At 44.2% G+C, this 21,099-nt stretch carries 17 protein-coding genes; 5 read left to right on the forward strand and 12 right to left on the reverse strand.

Features of this window, described 5'->3' with window-relative positions; translation table 11 throughout:
• The first annotated feature begins 49 nt into the window (after positions 1-49).
• Positions 50-472, forward strand: a complete 423-nt coding sequence (locus tag J5X92_RS04455; RefSeq protein WP_126872335.1) for a DUF3429 domain-containing protein — start codon at positions 50-52, stop codon at positions 470-472.
• Between the two features lie 260 nt (positions 473-732).
• Here J5X92_RS04455 and J5X92_RS04460 read toward each other — a convergent pair whose 3' ends face one another.
• Together J5X92_RS04460 and J5X92_RS04465 are read right to left on the reverse strand one after the other, a co-directional pair.
• A complete protein-coding gene (locus J5X92_RS04460) occupies positions 733-2,193 on the reverse strand; it encodes a phosphomannomutase CpsG (RefSeq protein ID WP_208804801.1) in 1,461 nt (486 codons plus the stop codon).
• 155 nt (positions 2,194-2,348) lie between these two features.
• Positions 2,349-3,311, reverse strand: coding sequence for a glutathione S-transferase family protein (locus tag J5X92_RS04465; RefSeq protein ID WP_208804803.1), 963 nt, complete (start codon positions 3,309-3,311; stop codon positions 2,349-2,351).
• Positions 3,312-3,730: 419 nt separating this feature from the next.
• On the opposite strand from J5X92_RS04465, the gene tcdA reads away from it, so the two are divergent.
• Both tcdA and J5X92_RS04475 read left to right on the forward strand, forming a co-directional pair.
• On the forward strand, positions 3,731-4,507 hold the full coding sequence (gene tcdA, locus J5X92_RS04470) for a tRNA cyclic N6-threonylcarbamoyladenosine(37) synthase TcdA (protein WP_208804904.1): 777 nt from the start codon (positions 3,731-3,733) through the stop codon (positions 4,505-4,507).
• Positions 4,508-4,608: 101 nt separating this feature from the next.
• Complete coding sequence (locus tag J5X92_RS04475; protein WP_126872338.1) at positions 4,609-5,016, forward strand: hypothetical protein; 408 nt, start codon at positions 4,609-4,611, stop codon at positions 5,014-5,016.
• A gap of 184 nt (positions 5,017-5,200) precedes the next feature.
• Here J5X92_RS04475 and J5X92_RS04480 read toward each other — a convergent pair whose 3' ends face one another.
• Positions 5,201-5,674: a DUF2919 family protein gene (locus J5X92_RS04480; protein ID WP_013783972.1), complete on the reverse strand. Its 474-nt coding sequence runs from the start codon at positions 5,672-5,674 to the stop codon at positions 5,201-5,203.
• Positions 5,675-5,781: 107 nt separating this feature from the next.
• Positions 5,782-7,416 carry an alpha/beta hydrolase gene (locus J5X92_RS04485; RefSeq protein WP_208804805.1) on the reverse strand — a complete coding sequence of 545 codons (1,635 nt, stop codon included), beginning with the start codon at positions 7,414-7,416 and terminating at the stop codon, positions 5,782-5,784.
• Between the two features lie 193 nt (positions 7,417-7,609).
• Between J5X92_RS04485 and rimO the strand changes: the two genes are divergently transcribed.
• Complete coding sequence (rimO, locus tag J5X92_RS04490) at positions 7,610-9,052, forward strand: 30S ribosomal protein S12 methylthiotransferase RimO (RefSeq protein WP_126872340.1); 1,443 nt, start codon at positions 7,610-7,612, stop codon at positions 9,050-9,052.
• Positions 9,053-9,197: 145 nt separating this feature from the next.
• Here the strand turns inward: rimO and J5X92_RS04495 are convergent, their stop codons facing one another.
• From J5X92_RS04495 to J5X92_RS04520, 6 genes are all read right to left on the reverse strand, one after another.
• Positions 9,198-9,857, reverse strand: a complete 660-nt coding sequence (locus J5X92_RS04495; protein WP_208804807.1) for an SDR family oxidoreductase — start codon at positions 9,855-9,857, stop codon at positions 9,198-9,200.
• Positions 9,858-10,106: 249 nt separating this feature from the next.
• A complete protein-coding gene (gene kdsB, locus J5X92_RS04500; RefSeq protein WP_208804809.1) occupies positions 10,107-10,856 on the reverse strand; it encodes a 3-deoxy-manno-octulosonate cytidylyltransferase in 750 nt (249 codons plus the stop codon).
• A gap of 7 nt (positions 10,857-10,863) precedes the next feature.
• Positions 10,864-11,058, reverse strand: a complete 195-nt coding sequence (locus tag J5X92_RS04505) for a Trm112 family protein (protein WP_013783967.1) — start codon at positions 11,056-11,058, stop codon at positions 10,864-10,866.
• Between the two features lie 16 nt (positions 11,059-11,074).
• Positions 11,075-12,076: a tetraacyldisaccharide 4'-kinase gene (gene lpxK / locus J5X92_RS04510; protein WP_208804906.1), complete on the reverse strand. Its 1,002-nt coding sequence runs from the start codon at positions 12,074-12,076 to the stop codon at positions 11,075-11,077.
• Positions 12,077-12,085: 9 nt separating this feature from the next.
• Positions 12,086-13,831, reverse strand: coding sequence for a lipid A export permease/ATP-binding protein MsbA (msbA, locus tag J5X92_RS04515; RefSeq protein ID WP_013783964.1), 1,746 nt, complete (start codon positions 13,829-13,831; stop codon positions 12,086-12,088).
• 92 nt (positions 13,832-13,923) lie between these two features.
• Complete coding sequence (locus J5X92_RS04520; protein WP_126872344.1) at positions 13,924-16,479, reverse strand: DNA internalization-related competence protein ComEC/Rec2; 2,556 nt, start codon at positions 16,477-16,479, stop codon at positions 13,924-13,926.
• A 69-nt stretch (positions 16,480-16,548) separates the two neighbouring features.
• Here J5X92_RS04520 and J5X92_RS04525 point away from each other — a divergent pair, with 69 nt between their 5' ends.
• Complete coding sequence (locus J5X92_RS04525) at positions 16,549-17,085, forward strand: DUF2062 domain-containing protein (RefSeq protein ID WP_057791593.1); 537 nt, start codon at positions 16,549-16,551, stop codon at positions 17,083-17,085.
• Between the two features lie 177 nt (positions 17,086-17,262).
• Here the strand turns inward: J5X92_RS04525 and ligA are convergent, their stop codons facing one another.
• Both ligA and zipA read right to left on the reverse strand, forming a co-directional pair.
• Positions 17,263-19,296 (reverse strand): NAD-dependent DNA ligase LigA, encoded by a 2,034-nt coding sequence (gene ligA, locus J5X92_RS04530; protein ID WP_208804811.1) that lies wholly within the window; start codon positions 19,294-19,296, stop codon positions 17,263-17,265.
• 194 nt (positions 19,297-19,490) lie between these two features.
• Complete coding sequence (gene zipA / locus J5X92_RS04535) at positions 19,491-21,080, reverse strand: cell division protein ZipA (RefSeq protein WP_208804813.1); 1,590 nt, start codon at positions 21,078-21,080, stop codon at positions 19,491-19,493.
• Positions 21,081-21,099 lie beyond the last annotated feature (19 nt).

The following is a 21,099-nucleotide window of genomic DNA, read 5'->3' on the forward strand; positions in this document are numbered from 1 at the left end:
AACTTTCGTACAACAGTTTATTAGAATAACCGCAGAAGGATTATGTTATATGCCCTACTCTGTTGTGTTGCTTGGCGTTGCTGGGCTCATCCCTTTTTTGGCTATGCCAATAGCTTATTCTTTTAATCTTTTATCACTAACCCAAAGCGCTGTTTACTTTATGCAGTACTCAGCGGTTTTATTGTCTTTTTTTGGTGGCATTCATTGGTGGGACTCAATCAGTAATGCGCGTTATGGTAAACAAATGTATATCGCCATGTTACCCAGCATTGTCGGTTGGCTTTGTTTGGTATTTAGCCACGACCCGAAAACGTTAGGGGTGCTTTCGCTTAGTTACGTTGCCATCTTAGTGTATGACAAATTCACGCTTAGCCTACCAAAAGGCCAAATTGTAAGTTATATCAGTTTACGTATAGCACTTACCTCGGTCGTGGTAATTAGCCATGCTTGGATGATTTATCTCATTACCTAATTTTCATAGTACATAGCGCGCATGTAGTCAGGAAACATCATTACGTTATCAAAATTGGCTGATGCTACAAGTGTTTGCTAATTGTTGAAACGGCACGTGCCAGCAAGACACAAAAAAGCGCAGTCATATAATTATCATGACTGCGCTTTTTTAGTACACCGACGATACACTCCGGTTTATGCGTTACGCTTTTCTTTTAAACTAATCCTTGTTCATTTTATTTAACAAGTCAGCCGTAAAAAAAGTAAAAACGCGGGATGTTACTCGTCACGTATAACCGAAAGCAACTCAGCCGTTTTTTCTTCCATCAAGGCTATATCGCCTCGACTTTCTACGTTTAAGCGAATAACCGGTTCGGTGTTCGATTTACGCAAATTAAAACGCCATGTGTCGAATTCCAATCCTAGGCCGTCGGTAGTATCGATCGACGTTGCAAGTGGCTTATATTTAGATGTTGCGCGCTCAAGTGCAGCATCTGCATCTTTAAGCTTGCTGTTGATCTCACCCGATGATGGAAATGCTTCAATGCGCGCTTTAACCATGCTCGCCAACGATTGCTTTTTAACACACACAAGTTCGGCAATTAGCAACCAAGGGATCATACCTGAATCGCAGTAAGCGAAATCTCTAAAATAATGGTGCGCACTCATCTCACCGCCATACACCGCGTCTTCCTTGCGCATACGCTCTTTAATAAACGCATGACCTGTTTTCGATTTAATAGGTGTACCGCCAGCATTCGCCACAATGTCTTCGGTATTCCAAAATACCCGTGGGTCATAAATAATTTTACTGTCTTGGTTTTTCTCAATGAACGCTGCTGCAAGCAAACCAACAATGTAATAACCTTCAATGAAGTTGCCGCTAGCATCGAACAAGAAGCAACGATCGAAGTCGCCATCCCACGCCACACCAAAGTCCGCGTTATGTTTAATAACAGCATCGGCAGTATCTGCTCTGTTTTCAGGTAATAGCGGATTTGGAATACCATGAGGGAAGGTGCCATCTGCTTCGTGATGCACCTTAATAAAGCTAATTGGAACTTGTCTGCTCGCTAACTCAGCTTCAATAGCATCAAGCGCTGGACCTGCAGCACCGTTGCCTGCATTAACCACTATTTTAAGTGGTGTGAACGAATCAAGATTCACATAAGACAACATGTGGTCTACATAGGCTGACATACAGCTATCTTCTACATAGCTGCCTGTATCAGTTAAATGTGAAACCTTGATGTGTGCATGACCGTTGTAAAAGGCGTCAGCGTCAATGGCCTCACCTTGCGTGTAATAGGCAAGGCGCTGTGATACCGCTTCATCGCTCAACTGCTCAGCGCGCTCTTTGATGGCATTTAAGCCAGTATCGCCACTAATGGGCACTGAATCAGCTTTTACCAACTTCATGCCATTGTAGTTAATGGGGTTATGACTAGCAGTTACTTCTATTCCGCCATCAACACCTAAGTGTTTAGTCGCGAAATATATCTCTTCGGTGCCTGCCATACCAATATCGGTAACGTTCGCGCCAGCATCAATTAGTCCTGCGCTCAAGGCAAGTTTTAAGGGGGTAGAGGTTAAACGAACATCGCTGCCCACCACTACTGTTTTCGCTTTCAACTCTTCAGCAAAGGCGTAACCAATGCGATAAGCCGTTGCTTCATCAAGTTGGCTATTAAGCTCACCGCGTATGTCATATGCTTTAAAGCATGTAATTGGTTTAGTCATGTATTAGAGTCTCTGTTCCCTGTTAAAGCTATTATTGGTCACTTTTGTGACAAGAAAATGTGTTACAACAAAAGTGACGCAATGATTGTAAAGTAGATGGTATAAAACCCCTCACCTTCGCGCAATGCGCTTTTCAAATTACTAAGTAATTAAACTTAATTTATTTTTTCTCTGTTGTGGGGAGTCATTAAATCTTGTTTTGGGCCAACGGGAATAACTTGGGTAGGGTTTATCATGGTGTGGCTGTAATAATAGTGACGTTTGATATGGTCAAAATTTACTGTGCTTGCCACACCTGGATATTGATATAACTCTTTCATGTACCCGTACAAGTTTGGGTAGTCTGCAATTTGGCGAATATTGCACTTGAAGTGACCATGGTACACCGCATCAAAGCGAATCAAGGTGGTGAACAAGCGCCAATCCGCTTCGGTAATTTGATTGCCCACTAAATAACGTTGTGTCGACAACCTTGTTTCTAGCGCATCCAATGCTTCAAACAAGACCTCAACCGCCTCTTCATAAGCACTTTGCGTGGTAGCAAAGCCAGCCTTATACACGCCGTTATTAATCGCGTGATAAACCGTATTATTAATATTGTCTATTTCTTCTCGTAATGGCGCGGGGTAAAAGTCTTGGCTGCCACCTGTAAGCGCATTGAAGTCACTGTTGAAAATGCGAATGATATCTGCAGATTCATTATTCACTATAGACTGGGTTTGTTTGTCCCACAGCACCGGAACCGTTACCCGCGTGGTAACATCATGCTTTGCTTTGGTGTATAGCTGATGGAGATAATCATTATGGTATAGCTTATCGCCGGTACTACCTGGGTAATCAGAAAAACTCCAACCATCTCCAAGCATATCGGGGTTCACCACAGAAACATCAATGTGCTGAGTCAGCCCTTTCAGTTGCCTTAAAATTAACGCACGATGCGCCCACGGACAGGCATAAGCAACATAAAGATGATAACGACCAGACTCTGGTGGGTGTTCAGCTCCTGCTTCACCGCCTATCGTACCTCTAAACTTCGACGCTTGACGTTCAAATTTACCGCCATTCTCACTCGTGTCATACCATTTATCTTGCCATATTCCGTCTACAAGCAATCCCATTTATTTCTCCAAGCATTCATTTTAAAACGCGTTATTCAACCATGTATAGCTTTGAACGTAATGCCTGTATTTTTGGATTTAACTTCCTAGTTTATAGAACGAATGGGTATAACAAGTTTACCTAGCATCCATCTTATCGTCGATGTCCAGTCATGTTTCATAGGCATGTCACCATTCTCTACGTGTGCCTTAATAATGGCAGTATCATAGCTTTTTGACATGTCTTACTGACTGTTTAAAGAAGATCCCTTGCAATATTACGCTTTTTTGCGATCATGCGCCCCTTGAGTAAAAGCCTTTGTTTTATGTTTAAGCTGTTCTGTTTTTTCGCCGTTTAACGAGTGATGGCTGAACAATTTTAACGCAGCGCTTAAACAATGCGGCTATTGGCCTAGCAAGAACTGGAATACAAAGTGAGTATATTGGAAGATCAACGATTTGGCGGTATCGTGCGCCTATATGGCGCAGAAGCCGCAGAAAAACTTGCAATGAGCCATGTGTGCGTTGTGGGTATTGGTGGGGTTGGAAGTTGGAGTGCAGAAGCGCTGGCGCGCTCTGGTATTGGTAAAATCACCCTGATTGATTTAGATGACGTATGCGTAACCAACACCAATCGACAAATTCATGCGATGGCCGATACCATAGGCGAAGCAAAGGTTGACGCTATTGCACAGCGTATTAAACGCATAAACCCAAATTGCGAAGTGGTATGCATTGAAGACTTCGTCACGCCAGAAAACACAACAGAACTGTTAACCCAAGCTATGGATGCCGTTATTGACGCAACTGACAGCATAAGAGCGAAAGCTGCCATGGTAGCCCATTGTAAACGCGCAAAAATACCTATTGTGACTGTTGGTGGTGCCGGCGGACAAATTGACCCTACCGAAGTGACCCGGGGTGATTTATCAAAAACCACCCAAGATCCTCTTGCGGCCAAATTGCGCAGTGAACTGCGACGCAATTACAATTTCAGTAAGAACCCTAAACGCCGCTTCGGGGTTGAATGCATCTATTCAACCGAGCAGTTGCGTTATCCCCAACCTGATGGCAGCGTGTGTTATAACAAATCGGCAATGGAAGGCGGAACGCGACTTGATTGTGCAGGCGGTTTTGGCGCTGTTGTAACGGTAACGGCCACCTTTGGTATGTTCGCATCAGCCAGTGTAATCAATCGCTTAACCGGTCATAAATAGACAAACGGGAATAACTACCGCACAATGTTGTTAGCAGGTTTAAAAATGACGATAGCGAACATCACTCTATCGCGTAAAGGTTAAGTAAGAAGGATAATAAAATGTCACCTATAGAGCTCGAACAATTAATGAAGGACTGCGCAGAAGATGCGGTTGCTACAGCCCAAGAAGAGTTCAGTTTAACCTTAGATTACTCTGCTGAAAGTGTTTCGCTTGTAGATGATATTTTACTTAGTTTTTTAGACAAATATCATGACAGCGCGTTAGAAGATGAAGCAGTTTTCACCATATGTAATATCTTTGGCGCCTATTTGGGAGAAACGTTCCAGCGTTTTGTGGGTGGAACATGGCTTTATGACCAATCGAACCCTAGTGCACCCTACGTTTTATTAGTGGTCGGTGAGAACTCTTATGCCTTTGCAGGTATTTGCTACGAGCGACTAGTAAACGACAGCCAGGTCAGCGTTAAAGCTTATTTTGATCAATCTGTAAGTAATCACCGCCAGTAATCGGTCTTTTTTGCACTTTTTTCGTGTGAGGCTTATAACTTTTTGCCTCACACGCCAGACGCTTTTTTGGGTCTCTTCACCTAAAAATTAATTCTTAATTCCCAGAAAAATAACACCTCAAACAAATGCTATTTTCTGATTTATTCGGGTTTTACTCGTAATTTGTTGCCAATTTACTTGCAACTTACTCGCAATGAGGCTTTTTCCAATCTTGTATCATCCAGCGCAAATGCCGACTTCGGCTAATACAATATAAGCTGATAATAGACACCACCACCTTAATGGCAGTTATCATCTCAAACCCCCAATGTACCGACACAATATGATAAAACTGCACACTCAACGACGCTATCACGCCCACTAAAATAAGTGGCAACAATGCGCGAGACCACCCTGTGATCCCCTTTTTCCATAGCCTTTCACGTTGCGATATAAGCACAAGCCCTAACACTATCGGTACACTGCTTAGTAATGCCAAGCCTAAACTTTCACTTTGAGGATAAAACAGCTTAAGTAACGCTTCAGTTTGCGAGCGCGAGGCCAGCGAAAAAATAAACGCAATCCAGTCCAAACTAAATAGCGCCAGTATGACGTACAGCCATTTTGGCGGTAAAATTCGGCCAGATTCATCGTAATATTTTAATGGCAGTTTAAGCATGTAAAACAAATAGCCTTGCTTCAAAGAATAATTAATAACCCAGTTATTATTGGGCTAATAATGCAAACTTAAAGCGCTAAAAGAAAATATCAGGCAATTTGACATAGTTATAAATGTTTTAATATAAACGAAACGGCTTCAGGTGATTTAAACGAATTATGCTTAGACACAACAATGAGTCTTTCTAAGGCTTCCGGTATATCGGCACTTTCGTAGGTCACCACGCCATCAGTGAGTAATAAACACACTTCCCTTCTTTCACATTCGGTTTCTTTTTTCGACCCAATAATGGAATAGGCTTTTCCTCGAATAGGCATAGAATACAAGGTGTTCATTAATGGGTGACCTGGCTTTAATGAGTCGAGACTTTTAAATTTAGTGTCGGTTAAATAGCTTTGCATGTCTGACTGAACAATGTCGAGCCCATTTTCATCGAGTAACTCAACAAACATACTTTTGAGTTCATAGGGTATTTGCACCAACGATGAACCAATATACCCGATTGCCGACGCTGCTAACGCCGACCCCTTGTGAGGCGTATCTAAATAAAAAACGGTGTTCGTTGTAAACCTAGGTTCAAAGAAAAAGGTGTCCCGAATATCTTCGGACATCGACTCTTCAAGCTTCTCAGGAGGTACAGCGAAGGTGGTATTCCAAAAGGCGTCGCCAGGCGATACTGTAAGTAACTTGGTTATAAGCCCTCCTAAACTGTGCCCAATAAATACCGCTTCGCGAGTGATTAGTGGGTTATCAATAGTGGCCAGTAGCGCATCAAGCTCTCTTCGAATTTTCATGGCGCTATACAGTGGCGGCTGACCTGAGGGGTAAAGCACATGCCAAACTTGATAGCGTTCGTTCAACCATTCGTCATTCATTACTGCCATAGTCAAATAACGCCAAATCAAGGGGTCGGAATTAAGTCCATGGATCATAATAAGGGGAATTTTGGTGTCAGACATTTCCCCAATAACGTAAATTCCTCTAAGGGCTTTTGCTTGCTTAGTACCCACAAAGCCTTTCCAGCGAAGCCCTCCGACTATCGAATCATTTAGTAAGGCTAAATAGCTGGCACTTGGAGAGTACCTAGCCATATAGGCGTTATTACCCACACGTACCGTGGTTCGGCTATGAATTTTCTGAGCATCTAACGTTATGTGCACCTCGTTACCATCTAGCTTAATGCCCTGAAACATCAATGTGTAACTGCTGTAAGTCCCTTCTTGAGGGTAATAGGTCTGTTCAGTTTCTGTGGCTGCTTGTTCTCTTACTACCACGGCAACGCCGTATTCTCCTAGAATGTTGGGTTGCAGAGCATCTTCTGAAGTCAGCATTCTAGATGCAAAAATGATTGGCTGGTCTAAATTTAAATGGGTGTGAAAATGTGCTTCATCTTCTTTTCCCGACATCCGCAATGTCAGCAAACTCATTAGCGCATCTCGATGACGTTTTAGCGCAAATTGGCGCTCGTCAGCACTGACATCATCCCGCCCAAGTAGCGCTTGTGTACACAACAAGCTGTTAATTAAGCCTTCTGTCGAACGCGGCCATATGGTCACGCAGCTCCAATAAAGCTCACGGGTGGTGTGCTCAATATAATCAAGGGTGAATTCTGGCGCATTAGACAAGCGCAATGTGAGTGATGGGGGCTCAGATTTATAATAGTCTGAAGAACACGATGCTAAGCCAAACATAACCAAGCTAAATAGAATGGGTAACGTTTTTCTGCACTTAAAACTGCCCATGAAGCCCTGCCGTGAAACTTATGTGAGAAGAGCAAAAGAGTATGATGAATTTTTGTTCAGTATTCCACTAATAGGCAGTATTGTTCTTAGTTGAAAAAGTTTTACCTCAAAGAGCTGCGAACCCGCCATACTTACTGTATAATCCGCGGCCATTTTAGGCACAAGTAGCGTCGTTTACCGGGTGATATTTTAGATGACTGTAGAAACCTTCAATCCAAGTAAAGCAGCAAACAAAACCACTACTTTAGAAACACCAGTCAAAACACTGACTGAAAATCGTAGTACAGGTGCAAGCAACGGCGCCCGCATTGGGTTTGTCAGCTTAGGCTGCCCAAAAAACTTGGTAGACTCCGAGCGCATTCTTACGCAATTGCGTACCGAGGGCTACGATGTTGTGCCTACATACAACGATGCTGATTTGGTTATTGTTAATACCTGCGGCTTTATTGATGCGGCGGTAGAAGAGTCACTTGATACCATTGGTGAAGCGCTTAAAGAAAACGGCAAAGTCATTGTAACTGGCTGTTTGGGCATTAAAGAAGATGAAATCCGTGAAGTTCACCCTAATGTACTGGCTATTACCGGTCCTCACGCTTATGAGTCGGTAGTTGAGCAAGTTCACGAACATTTACCTAAGCCTCAACATAATCCGTTTGAACATTTAGTGCCCGATCACGGTGTTAAACTTACGCCTCGTCATTACGCGTATTTAAAAATATCAGAAGGTTGTAACCATAGATGTACCTTCTGCATCATTCCTTCCATGCGTGGCGACCTTGTAAGCCGTCCGGTGGGCAGTGTGCTTGATGAAGCGAAGCGCTTGAAAGCGGCGGGTGTTAAAGAGCTATTGGTTATTTCACAAGACACCAGTGCATACGGTGTTGATGTGAAGCACAGAACAGGCTTCTGGGATGGTATGCCCGTTAAAACACACATGCAGCAATTGTGTGAAAAACTGGGTGAGATGGGCATTTGGGTGCGTCTACATTACGTGTACCCCTACCCGCATGTTGACGACCTTATTCCACTGATGAATGAAGGTAAAATTCTACCTTACCTTGATATCCCGTTTCAGCATGCCAACAAACGTATTTTACGCTTAATGAAACGCCCAGGTAGTGCAGATCGTACGCTTGAGCGCGTAAAGAAATGGCGTGAAGCCTGCCCTTCATTGGTTATCCGCTCAACCTTTATCGTAGGTTTTCCGGGTGAAACTGAAGAAGAGTTTGAAGAGTTACTCGACTTTATTCGTGAAGCACAGCTAGATCGTGTGGGCGCATTTGCTTACTCACCGGTTGAAGGAGCTCGTGCCAATGACTTACCTGATCCTGTACCTGAAGACGTTAAACAAGAACGTTTGGCGCGCTTTATGGAAGTTCAGGGTGAAATTAGTGCACAGCGTTTACAAGCGCGCATTGGTAATGAATACCAAGTAGTTATCGACAGCGTAGACAGCGAAGGCGCTGTAGGGCGAACTTATGCCGATGCACCTGAAGTTGATGGGTTAGTTCACCTTAATGGCGTTTATGACGTGAAACCTGGTCAACGGGTGTGGGCCGAAGTCATTCATGCTAACGAACACGATGTGTGGGCTGTGCTGTCTGAAGATCAAGACGAAGACGAAAGCCAAGATTAATCATAGAAATGGCCATTAGGTTTTCAACAAGTCGTTCAAAATAATGACAATATAATAAACAAAAAACCGGTAGTTCCTAAGGAGCTACCGGTTTTTTTTAGTTAATAGTATGCCGAATGCACATCAGACAGAAGTTATAGCGCACTTACCAAGGCAGTTCATCAGCATTTGAATGTATAAAACGCCCTGCGCTATCAAGGGTCATTTCGTCGATGCGAGCGACCAATCTTTCAGCAGAGGTATCTGCATCAATATCACCGCTTCCATTCACCATTTCAGTTTGCACAAACCCTGGGTGAAATAAACCTACCGCTATTCCTTGTGGCTTGAGATCGTTCGCTAGTGACACACCAGCAGCATTTAACGCCGCTTTCGACATTCTATAGCCATAATATCCGCCAGAGGTGTTATCGGTCATAGAGCCCATTCTGCTGGTGATCATGGCTATCTTACTGTTGTCGGCCATTGATGGAAGAAGAGTTTGTGTGACAAGCAGAGGCCCCATCGCATTCACTCTAAACTGATAATCTATGGTATGAGGTTCCCAGTCGTCTAAGGTTTCTTTGCCTAACACACCTGCGTTATTAATGAGCAAATCAATCTTAACGTCTGCTAGCTCCGCTAAACTATCAGCCAGCGTATCTGGCTGCGATACATCAACACCCGTGATCACTTTAACGCCAGATGAATTAAGCTCATCACAACTATTGCGACAGGTGGCGTACACCGTCGCGCCTTTCGCTTTATATTGCTTAACCAGGGCTAGACCAATACCGCGGTTACCCCCTGTAATGACTACGTTCATTTTAACGCTCCCTATTTATATGCTGCACGCTACAAATATAAATACAAATACAAATACCAGTGCTATGCCGAAAAAAGTCGATGGCATGCATTCACAATGAAAACCCTGCGTTAACCATTTATTGGCAACGCTTAATTAGCCTTTCAGCAGGCTAATCATTTTTGCATTTGAATACCGGAATATCTTTTGGCTTTTTTTGATGATTACTCGTTTTTTTGAGCCGCTAAAAAAGCGAATAAAAAGCGCGGCTTACCCTAACGATGCCAGCAAACGCGCAAGATCCTCAGGCGTGTCTATGCCAACGGGTGGTTTAGCATCTGCTACGTCGCAATGGATTTTGTCGCCATACCACAATGCCCTAAGCTGCTCGAGAGATTCAATTTGCTCAAGGGCACTGGGCTGATAACTAACATACTGCTGCACGTATTGTGCACGGTACGCATAAATGCCTATATGTCGAAAATACAATTTAGGATCAGCACTTTGACGGTTTTCCATCATACGATCACGTTCAAACGGGATAGCGGAACGAGAAAAATACATCGCTTCTTTATGTGCATTTACCTGTACTTTAACCATATTAGGGTTAAATACATCGTCGCTTTCTAAAATAGGCGTAGACAAGGTAGCCATCACACATTGAGGTGCATTCGATAAATTACTCGCCACTTGCTTAATATTTGCCGCCGGAATGAAAGGTTCATCACCTTGTACATTAACCACAATGCTATCAGCGGCAATATTTTCTTTCTCAATTACCTCGGCAATACGTTCGGTGCCAGACTGATGTGTATCGGCGGTCATACATACATGAGAAAATTCATTAGCAACATCGGCAATGCGCATGTCGTCAGTGGCGACAATGATTCGCTCAGCACCCGCTTCAGTGGCACGTTCTACCACATGCTGAATCATGGGCTTGCCGTTAATATCAGCCAGAGGTTTACCTGGAAAGCGGCTAGAGCCATATCGTGCGGGAATAACTACTGTAAATGCCATCACACACCTATCGCGTTGCGTCTACTTCATCGAGTGTCATTACCGTTGCTTTACTTTCGATAAGCACCGGAATACCGTCTTTAATATCGTAAGCTAAACGGTCAAAGCGGCAAATTAGCTTGTCTTTTTCATCATTAAGCACCAACTTGCCTTTGCACACTGGGCATGCCAGTACTTCTAATAATTTGTTATCAAATGCCATTGTATTTCCTTGCTTGCTAAGGCGTCATTGTTAAGCCAGCATTAACCAGCTTGTTATCTATTTGTGTGAAAAACTTCTTATCGATACTTGCTGAAACGGGCAGATACCAACAATCGCTGTGAGCGATATCACTTAACTTCACTGCATCTTTTTCGGTCATTAGCACAACGCCCGATGGGATATCATCTGCAGTAAATTGATGATGATCGGGAAACGGTAATGTGCTGGACAAGTTTAACCCCATACTCTTTAACTGCGAGAAAAAACGTTCAGGCGCACCAATACCTGCCATGGCAGTAATATTTTTACTGCGCAAGCTAGTCAGTTCAGCCTGCTCGGTGGGGTTTGTAACAGAGCACAATTCACCGGCTACCAACTTCATAAGATACTGAGGTGTCTGGCCTGCTGTAAGGTCTGGTAACGTATTGTCAGCACGGTTATGCACAATGGCATCTACTGTTGCCAGCCGCCAGTGACCTTCCCTAAGCGGCCCCATTGGTATTAAAAAGCCACTGCCGGTTAAACGTTCGTCCATTACCACCACTTCAACATCTCTTGCTAACGCATAATGTTGAAGGCCATCATCACAGATAATAAGGTCGCAATTAAGATCACTTGAAAGATAATCTGCGCCCCGCCTACGTATAGGGTCAATCACCACGGGTACTTGACTTCGAATGGCCAGTAGTCGAGGTTCATCCCCTACTTCACTGGCATCATCATTAGCGGTGACTTGACGAGGATAATAGCTAGACTTCCCCCCATACCCTCTACTTAAAATACCAACTCGAACACCTTTTTCGCGATAATACTGCGCAAGTGCAAGTACCACAGGTGTTTTACCGTTACCGCCAACCGAAATATTGCCTACGACAATAACTTTAGCACGGCCTCGATACACCTTTTTCAGACCGGTAGAGAATAAAAACCTTCGAAAAGCTGATATCAACCAGAAAAGTATCGCAAGTGGCGATAACAGCCACACTAGCGGGTGACCAGCGTACCAGCGCTTCACCATACGACTCACTTAGTTATCACCAAACTGCAACGCGTGAAGCTGAGCATAATGCCCGCCTTTTTCTAGTAACTCCTGATGCTTACCACTTTCAATAATGCGACCTTGCTCAACCACCATGATAGTGTCGGCATTTTCAATCGTCGATAACCTGTGGGCTACCACAATACTGGTGCATCGTTTTTGTAATGTTTCTAGTGCATCTTGAATAAGTCTTTCCGATTCCGTATCTAGCGCCGAGGTCGCTTCGTCTAAAATCAGAATCGGCGCATCGGCTAAAATAGCGCGAGCAATAGCGATACGCTGACGCTGTCCGCCAGACAACATAAGGCCATTTTCACCAATAACAGTATCGATACCTTCAGGTAAATTACCCAAAAACTCATCGACGTGAGCCATTTTGCAGGCTTGCTCAATTTTGGCCTGCGACACGGTTTCTTTTGCACCATAAGCAATGTTATTGGCAATAGAATCGTTAAATAATGTTACGTTTTGCGACACTACCGCAAACTGCGCCCGTAGTGATTTTAAATCGATACTGTCTAAAGGATTGTCATCCAACCTGACTTGCCCTCTTTGTGGTGAATAGAATCGGGTAAGCAGCGACGAAATGGTCGACTTTCCGCTTCCAGAACGCCCTACCAAAGCAACAGAGTGGCCAGGTTCTGCGGTAAACGACACGTTCGTTAACGCAGGCGAATGCTTTCCAGGGTAAGTAAAGGTCACATCATCGAATTCAATTTTACCGACTGCACGCTCTAGTTTTATGTCGCCTGAATCAGCTTCGTTTTCTCTATCTAGAATTTCAAACACGCTTACGCAGGCAGTCATGCCTTTTTGAAATTCATTATTGATCGTCGTCAGTTGTTTTAAAGGTTTTAGTAGCATCACCATACAAAACACCACGTTAATAAACACTCCCGCAGAGAGCTTTTCAACCATGCCAGGCGTACTGGCAATATAGAGCACTACAGCTAACGCCACAGACGCAATAACCTGAATAGACGACACACTTAAAATTTGGGTAACCGCAAGCTTCATGGTTTGTTGGCGGTTATTATTATTTTTCTGCTCGAAGCGTTTTTGTTCGATGGTTTGCCCACCAAACATAATGACCACTTTATGGCCTTTTACCGCCTGCTCTACCGCAGAGGTTAAATTGCCCATCGCTTGTTGAATGTTTCGACTGACCACTCTAAAGCGCTTACTCACGAATGAGACAATAACGGCAACCAAGGGACCAATTAACAAGAAAATAAGAGATAACTGCCATGAGTAATAAAACATGACCGCGAGTAATCCAATAACAAGCGCCCCTTCCCGTACCAAGGTTAACAAGGCTTTACCAGAAGCATTGGCAACTTGTTCTGTGTCATAGGTCACTTTACTAATTAACGCGCCCACCGCTTGGGTATCGTGGAAAGACACCGGCAAATGGATATATTTATCGAACAACTGTTGTCGCATGCGCATGACGACCTGCGCCCCAATCCACGTTAGTGTGTAGGTACCAAGAAAGTTAAATAGACCCCTTAATAAAAACAACGGGACTATCGCATACGCAGCTAATCGTAAGTACGCCTGATCATTTTTCCCTAGTGACTCGTCAATCATGGGCTGCAATTGTGCAAATACGAAAGTATCTACCGCGGAGTAGCCCACCATGCCAATAACGGCAACGAAGAAAGGGAGTTTAAATTCACGCAGATAGCGTAAAAAGCGTTTAACCTGGAAGGCCGACGGATCGGTTTGTTGCATCAAAGTGTTTTAACCTGTTCGTTATTCATTACTTTCACCCTCGCTATTGTACTAGTACTTGAGTCATTTCCCTAATCAACCCCATGCTTTGATTAAAAATTTTCCTCTTTCTTCACTTCAGATTCTGAAGAAACAAGGTGCCTAGGCGTGTAACTTGGCAAATACCAACGGTTTTGGGCGTCTTTTCGTTCTGACCTAACTATATAGCCACCTTCTGTGAACTCAAGTCGAATGAAACCAAATTCGCTGGTGGTAAATTGGCGAACGCCATATTTCTGATAGCGAGAAAAGACGGATTGGCTTGGAAATTTCCACCTATTTTCATATCCTTGGGTATAAAGAACCACATCAGGAGAGACGCGTTGAATCCATATGTCGGTAGATGAAGTTTTACTGCCATGATGAGGTGCAATTAACACATCAGCACGCACAGCTGTTTGTTCAACGTTGCTTTTATTTTCTTGAGTACCGTTTGTTCTCCCTTCAATTCCCGCTGCCATTCGCTTTTTTTCTGCATGTAGTATGGCGTACTCACTGGCTCGTTCAATATCACCAGGAATCAGAACACTGTGGAATCCATCATCAATTTTAATCACGCAAGACATAGCATTACTGTCTTCTAGATTCCCTTTTTCAGGCCATAGAAAGGTAAGCGTTAACCCTTGCCAGTTAATTACCTTTCCTCGCTCACATCCGTCTATCGGGCTTATCCATGCGGGTTTAATACCTTTGGTGTCTAACCAGGCACTCAACGCGGCTTTTCCTCCTGCATGATCAGTATCACCATGACTGTGAATGACCATATCTACGTGTTCGCTGTTATTTTGCTTCAGGAATGCAGGTATAACCTGACTCGCTAATGGCGCTTCAGCGTTATACATAGGCCCTGTATCAACAATGATGGCATGTTCCCCTTTGGTTAACGCGATAGCAGTTCCTTGGCCAGCATCAAACACATTAACAAACCATCGAGTTGGAGAAGAATGAATAAAAGTGAGGGTAACTGGCAGTATTAGCAATGATACACAGGCCCATTTATATCGCCACCTGGGTAAAATGGCTAATAACATGGCGAAAAGCAGGCACAGTATTGAACCCGTGGTGGGATAGAAGTGAATTGCACTTATTGGCCAAGATGCCGCGTCGCTTAAACAGGTTAAAAGCCAGCCTAATACCTTATCTATTTTAAGTAGCACCCAAATAGCAAAGTCTAAGCTTGTAGGAATATAGTACCCCGCCATTACCGCAAGCAGTGCCACAGGAAGAACAAGCGTAATAACAGGCAATACAAAAAGGTTAGCGATAATGCCGATAGTGCTAGCCGTACCAAACCACAATAGCGTGATAGGCGCCATCACAACGCTTACCCCTAATTGAATGCAAAATAAAGCTTTGTACCACGGCATTGCTTGGAATCGAAATCGCCAATTAAGCAGCCAAATACTTATCACCGCGCCTATGCTTAAATAAAAACTGGCCTGCAGCAACGACAAGGGAAACAACACAATACAAGTAAACAACATGAAAACGCCCATGTGAAATGGCCGTAACACACTATTAAATACCGCAAAGCCAATACCCACCACCAATAAAACGAAAGCTCTGACTACTGGCAATGCCATCCCGCTTAACATCACATACAGCGCAGTACTACAAACCAAAGTCATTAATACGTAGCGCCTTAGGTTTATGAAAGCGTTCTTCCTTTTTATCATGCTACTGGCAACAAAAATAAACGCGCTACACGCATAAAATACCGTCAGGGCGATAATGGATAAATGCATTCCCGATATACTGAAAATGTGCGCGGTACCGGTTTGCCCAATCGTGTGCCAGTCGTCTTTGGTTAACAGACTACGTTCACCAATCAATAACGCCTGAAACCAACGCATTTGATCAAGTGGCAGCGTAGTTATAAAAACGGATATGTTATGACGAACACTATGGTTGTGAACCACGGCTTCACTGTGTAAATGTTTGATATAACCCGTAGCCACAATTTCTTGGCTGGCAAGGTATTGTTGTCGATTGAAGCCTACTGGGTTCAGCGTGCCGTAGGCCGGTTTTAATTTCACCGTGGCAGTGAATTTGTCCCCGTTGTGTAAACAGGTACTCGTCAGGCGATGGCTCAATGTCATTTTTCGAGTGAACTTCAATGCTATATCGTCTATGCCGTTGACGTTGACGACATACGACATAAATCGCGGTTCATCTTTTTCATACCCTGCGTTTGCTACACTGTCGATATTTTCCAAATTTTGTGTATTTACTCTATTTTCTTGACTACTCACGACGCTTTTTTGACCACTTAGACAGCCTCCCCGGTCAACCGTCGCATTAATTGTGACATCTTGTTGAATTTTGCTCTGTGGTAGTTGCCAAGATAGGTGCCAATACCCTAAACTCGCCATCCATGTAGCACCTATTAATGCGCCACTTACTGCAATAAGTACAAACTTCATCCAAGACGTTTGTTTACCGCCGCTTATTGAATAAAGGTAAAAATTGCACTTTGATAGGAACAGCAGTACACCACCACCTATGGCAAGCGTCATCACTAGGTTTAGCGATGGCAACTCGGGCCATAAAACAGCGGTTGTTGCGCTAACACAAAAACTGCCACACCAAATTGTGATACGATTTACCATTGTTTTACGTAGCAATAAATATAGATGGCTGAATGTAGCCCATATGTTGATAGTTAACGAACGAGTGTTATGCCTAAGAAATTTATTAGACGTTTCCTGCCTGAACCGCAGGCTGTAAAGAACAACAAAATTCTGCGCGTGTTTGGCAGCGTTTTGCACGAACCTAATTTATGGCATTTAAACAGACGTTCAGCGGCAGGCGGATTTTGTATCGGGCTGTTTTTTGCGTTTTGGCCTGTGCCCTTCCAAATGTGGCTTTCTGCGGGCGTCGCCATTCCTTTTCGTGCGAATTTACCGCTATCGGTAGCCACGGTATGGGTTACCAATCCTTTCACCATACCGCCCATATTTTATGCTGCTTATAAGATTGGTTCTACTGTACTTGGGACCAAGCCTGAACACTTTGAATTCCAATTCAGTTGGCAATGGGTGGTGGAAAGCATCAGCACTATTGGCCCCGCATTTTTGGTTGGCTGCGCAATTTGTTCCATCATCGCCAGTGCCGTGGGGTATTTCACCCTAAACTGGATTTGGCGTTTTCAGGTTAAAAAGGCTTGGGAACGCAGAAGATTGGCTCGTGCGAAAGCCAAAGTACAAGCACAGTAGCCAGCTCCCCCTACCATAGGCAGGCGGACGCTTAGGCTACGAGTTCTTAGTACGTGCCTAAGTACATCAAATCATACACACGCAGACATGAAAAAGGCGCTCTTAAGGCGCCTTTTTTCATTTGTATGGTTTGCGTTCTATTAATACTGACTGCTCAAACTGTGCTAATTATAAAGGCTAGTCATGCTCTGCTAAAAAGGCGAGTAACTTAGCTTCATCCCACACTTCAACATCTAGCTCTTGTGCTTTGGTAAGCTTAGATCCCGCTTTTTCACCAGCGACCAAGAACGAGGTATTTTTCGATACCGAGCCTGCCACTTTAGCCCCTAATAATTGCAGTTTCGCTTTAACATCGGAGCGGCCCATTTCACTTAATGTTCCTGTGACTACACAGGTTTTTCCATCAAGCGGTAACGCACTTTGTGGTTTTTTCTCAATTGCAGGCCAATTAATACCCGCCTCTAGTAAGGCGTCGATAACATCGGTATTGTGAGGTTCGTTGAAAAAGTTATGCAAATGCGCCGCAACAATACCGCCTACATCTTGCACTTCAATGAGTTCATCTTCGCTGGCGTTACGAATTGCCTCAAGGGTTTCAAAGTGCAAAGCGAGGTTCGCTGCCGTGGCCTCACCGACTTCTCGAATACCTAACGCATATAAAAACTTCGCCAATGTGGTGGCTTTCGACGCCTCAAGTGAGAGTAACAATTTGGCTGCAGACTTTTCGGCCATACGTTCAAGGCCAACCACATCGCCCAATTTAAGATTAAAGAAATCTGCAGGGCTATGCACTAAATCGGCATCAACGAGTTGATCGACCAACTTATCGCCTAAACCGTCGATATCAAATGCTTTTCGTGAGGCAAAATGCTTTAACGCTTGCTTGCGCTGCGCCGCACAAATAAGGCCACCGGTACAACGAGCAACCGCTTCGTCTTCCAGTTTTTCTACATTAGAACCACAAACTGGGCAGTCTGTAGGAAAAACGATGTCTTTAACGTTGTCATCTCTTTTGGCTTGTACCACAGAAACCACTTGGGGAATAACGTCACCCGCGCGTCGAATAATAACGTAGTCGCCTACTTTCACCCCTAGTCGGTCAATTTCATCTTGATTATGTAGCGTGGCGTTTGACACAGTAACACCGCCTACAAATACGGGCTCTAATCTTGCCACTGGCGTTACTGCACCGGTACGTCCTACTTGAAACTCAACATCTAACAGTTTGGTTATTTCTTCTTGAGCAGGGAACTTCTGTGCAATGGCCCAGCGCGGCGCGCGTGCCACAAAGCCTAATGTTTGTTGTACGCTAATATCATCAACTTTAAACACTACGCCATCAATATCGTAAGGTAAGTCGTCACGAAGGGTCAATATTCGCTGATAATACGCTAAGCAGCCTTTGCCTCCCTCTGCGGTGTCGATATCAGGGCATAAGGGTATGCCCCACTCACCTAATTGCGCTAATCGCGCACTATGATGATGTGGCAGCTCAAAATCCTCAGGCGTAACCACACCCAAAGAATAGGCGTAAAACATTAACGGGCGTTTCGCTGTAACTTTTGAATCAAGCTGTCTAAGGCTTCCAGCGGCAGCATTACGAGGGTTAGCGAAAACTTTACCGTCGTTAGCACGCTGATAATCATTAAGCGCTTCAAAGCCCTTTTTAGGCATAAATACTTCGCCGCGAACTTCTAATCGAGATGGGTAGTTTTCGCCGCGTAATTTAAGAGGAACGTTAGCAATGGTGCGAACATTGGTAGTAATGTTCTCGCCAACTTGGCCATCACCCCGAGTCGCTGCACGTACCATTTCGCCATTTTCATAAAGAATACTAACCGCCAATCCATCAAGCTTTGGTTCGCAACTAAAACCGAGTTCTTTATTGTCTTTCAGGCGATCGTAAATACGTTTTTCAAACGCCAATAGCGACACATCATCAAACGCGTTATCAAGTGATAACATAGGCACTTCATGGGTAACTTGCTCGAAAGCAGAAAGCGCAGAGCCCCCCACTTTTTGACTTGGCGAACTTACACTCTGCAATTCAGGGAATTGCTTTTCGATGCTAATGAGTTCCTGCATATCTCTATCATATTGCGCATCGGGCACTGTAGGGGCATCGAGCACATAGTATTGATAGTTGTATTCATTTATCTGCCCACGAAGTGATTCGGCGCGGGCTTTTGCTTGTTCTAACGTGTCTGACATGATGATACTTGCGTGTAATTTTTTAAAAAGAAATGGCGGTTTCACTCTGCTAACTAAAACAAAAAGCAGCACGCTCACTCAATGCTAATTGAGTGACTGTACTTAACGCCAAATAATTGCCCTAATGGTAGCATGAGAAAACAAAAAAGGGCCGCTAAAAAGACAGGCCCTTTATGCTAATTTATAGGAATTGACTACTGGCGGGTAATCATACGTTTGCGTTCAAACTCACGTATTTTTTCCATGTATTGCTGTAAACCTTGTTTAGTTAGCACACTACGACGTCCATCAAGCACTTGAGCACCGAACTCATCCGCCAACTTACGTGCGGCGTTGTGCATCATATTGAACACTTGATGAGGGTCGCCCTCAATGGGCAGGATCATAAACAAAGAAACACCCTGCGTGTTGAACGTTTCAAGACTATCAATATCGAAAATTCCAGGCTTAAACATATTAGCCAAGCTAAATAATACCGGCCCTTTACCATTTGAATTGACATGACGATGAAAAATATCTTGGTCACCAAACTTAAAGCCAAGCGTTAATAGCATTGGCAACAAGGCCGCGCCAGCTATTGGGTCTTCCTCGGGGGCTTTCACGTTGAGTACGAGTACTTCTTGCTCAACTTGCTCAGAAGCGCCGCCATTTTGGGTGCGGCTGCCAGAAGCAGTTTGCATACTGTTATCTTGGCTGTCTGTACTGGCACTTTCTGCGCTTCCTGCATTGGCTGCACTATCGTCAAAATCGATACGCATTTGATCATCGCCAAATTTAGGCTCTTGGCGCTTGCGAGAAATAGGTTTGCTGCGCTTTCCTTTCATAAAGCGCTTAGCTTGTTCACCTAGGCCGCTGGCACTAACGACTTCAGCACCTTCGCTTGCCTGATTTTGGGTCTCTTTGTGGCCTGTTTGCGCAGTATTACCCGACACAGATTGTGTTGCCGGTGAGTCCAAACTGAAATCATCGATTTCTGGTGAGTTGTGTTCAGGCGTTGGTTGGCTATTGCCCGCATCAGGAGACACTGGTGTACTGTCTACCGCACTATAACTTACAGAAGGCTTGTTGATAGCGGCAGTTTCAACTTCGCTAGCAGGTTCATCATCGCCTTCTCGTAATAGAAACCCTGGCGGTTCTGGGAATGCATCTGAACTAAATCCATCATCTTCACTGGCAGGGGCGGAACTGCTTTGAAGGTGTGGCTTTGGATTAGACACCACCGAACCATAAAGCTTAGGTTTATCGGCTACCTTTTCTTTGGGTGTATTAGTGTCGGAAGCGGAATCTTCAGCGCTCGCTCCACTACTCGCGGCATTAGCTTCTTTCTGCGTAGAATCGGCTAAAGGATCACTCGTTTCATTGTAAGGCGATGTTTTATCCGATGTATTATTAACATCATGCTTAACACCTACATCGCTAACATCGCTATCATCGGTGCTATCGCTACCATAAAAACTTTTTGCTTTAGAGGTACTCGCCGCAGTGTGATTGTCATGGCTAGATGCATCACCTAGGTCTTGTTCATCGCTTGCATCGAAACTGTCTTGCGAATTTTCTTGAGCATTGCCAGAACTCACCACGCGAACCTGGCCAATACCTAATTCATCAAATCCTTCTGATTGCGACCCTTCTTCCTCGCCAGTATCTGCCCACTGACGGGGTTCAACCCGAGGTTTACTGCTCGGCTTACCGTTTTTGCGAATTTTCCAAATACCGTGCGCAAGTACTGCAATTATAAAGCAGGTACCTGCAAACAATAGTGATAGACGTAATTCATCTTCCATTTAGCTTCGTCGCCCTTTG

The sequence above is a fragment of the Alteromonas sp. K632G genome, assembly GCF_017653625.1.
GTDB classification, from domain to species: domain Bacteria; phylum Pseudomonadota; class Gammaproteobacteria; order Enterobacterales; family Alteromonadaceae; genus Alteromonas; species Alteromonas naphthalenivorans.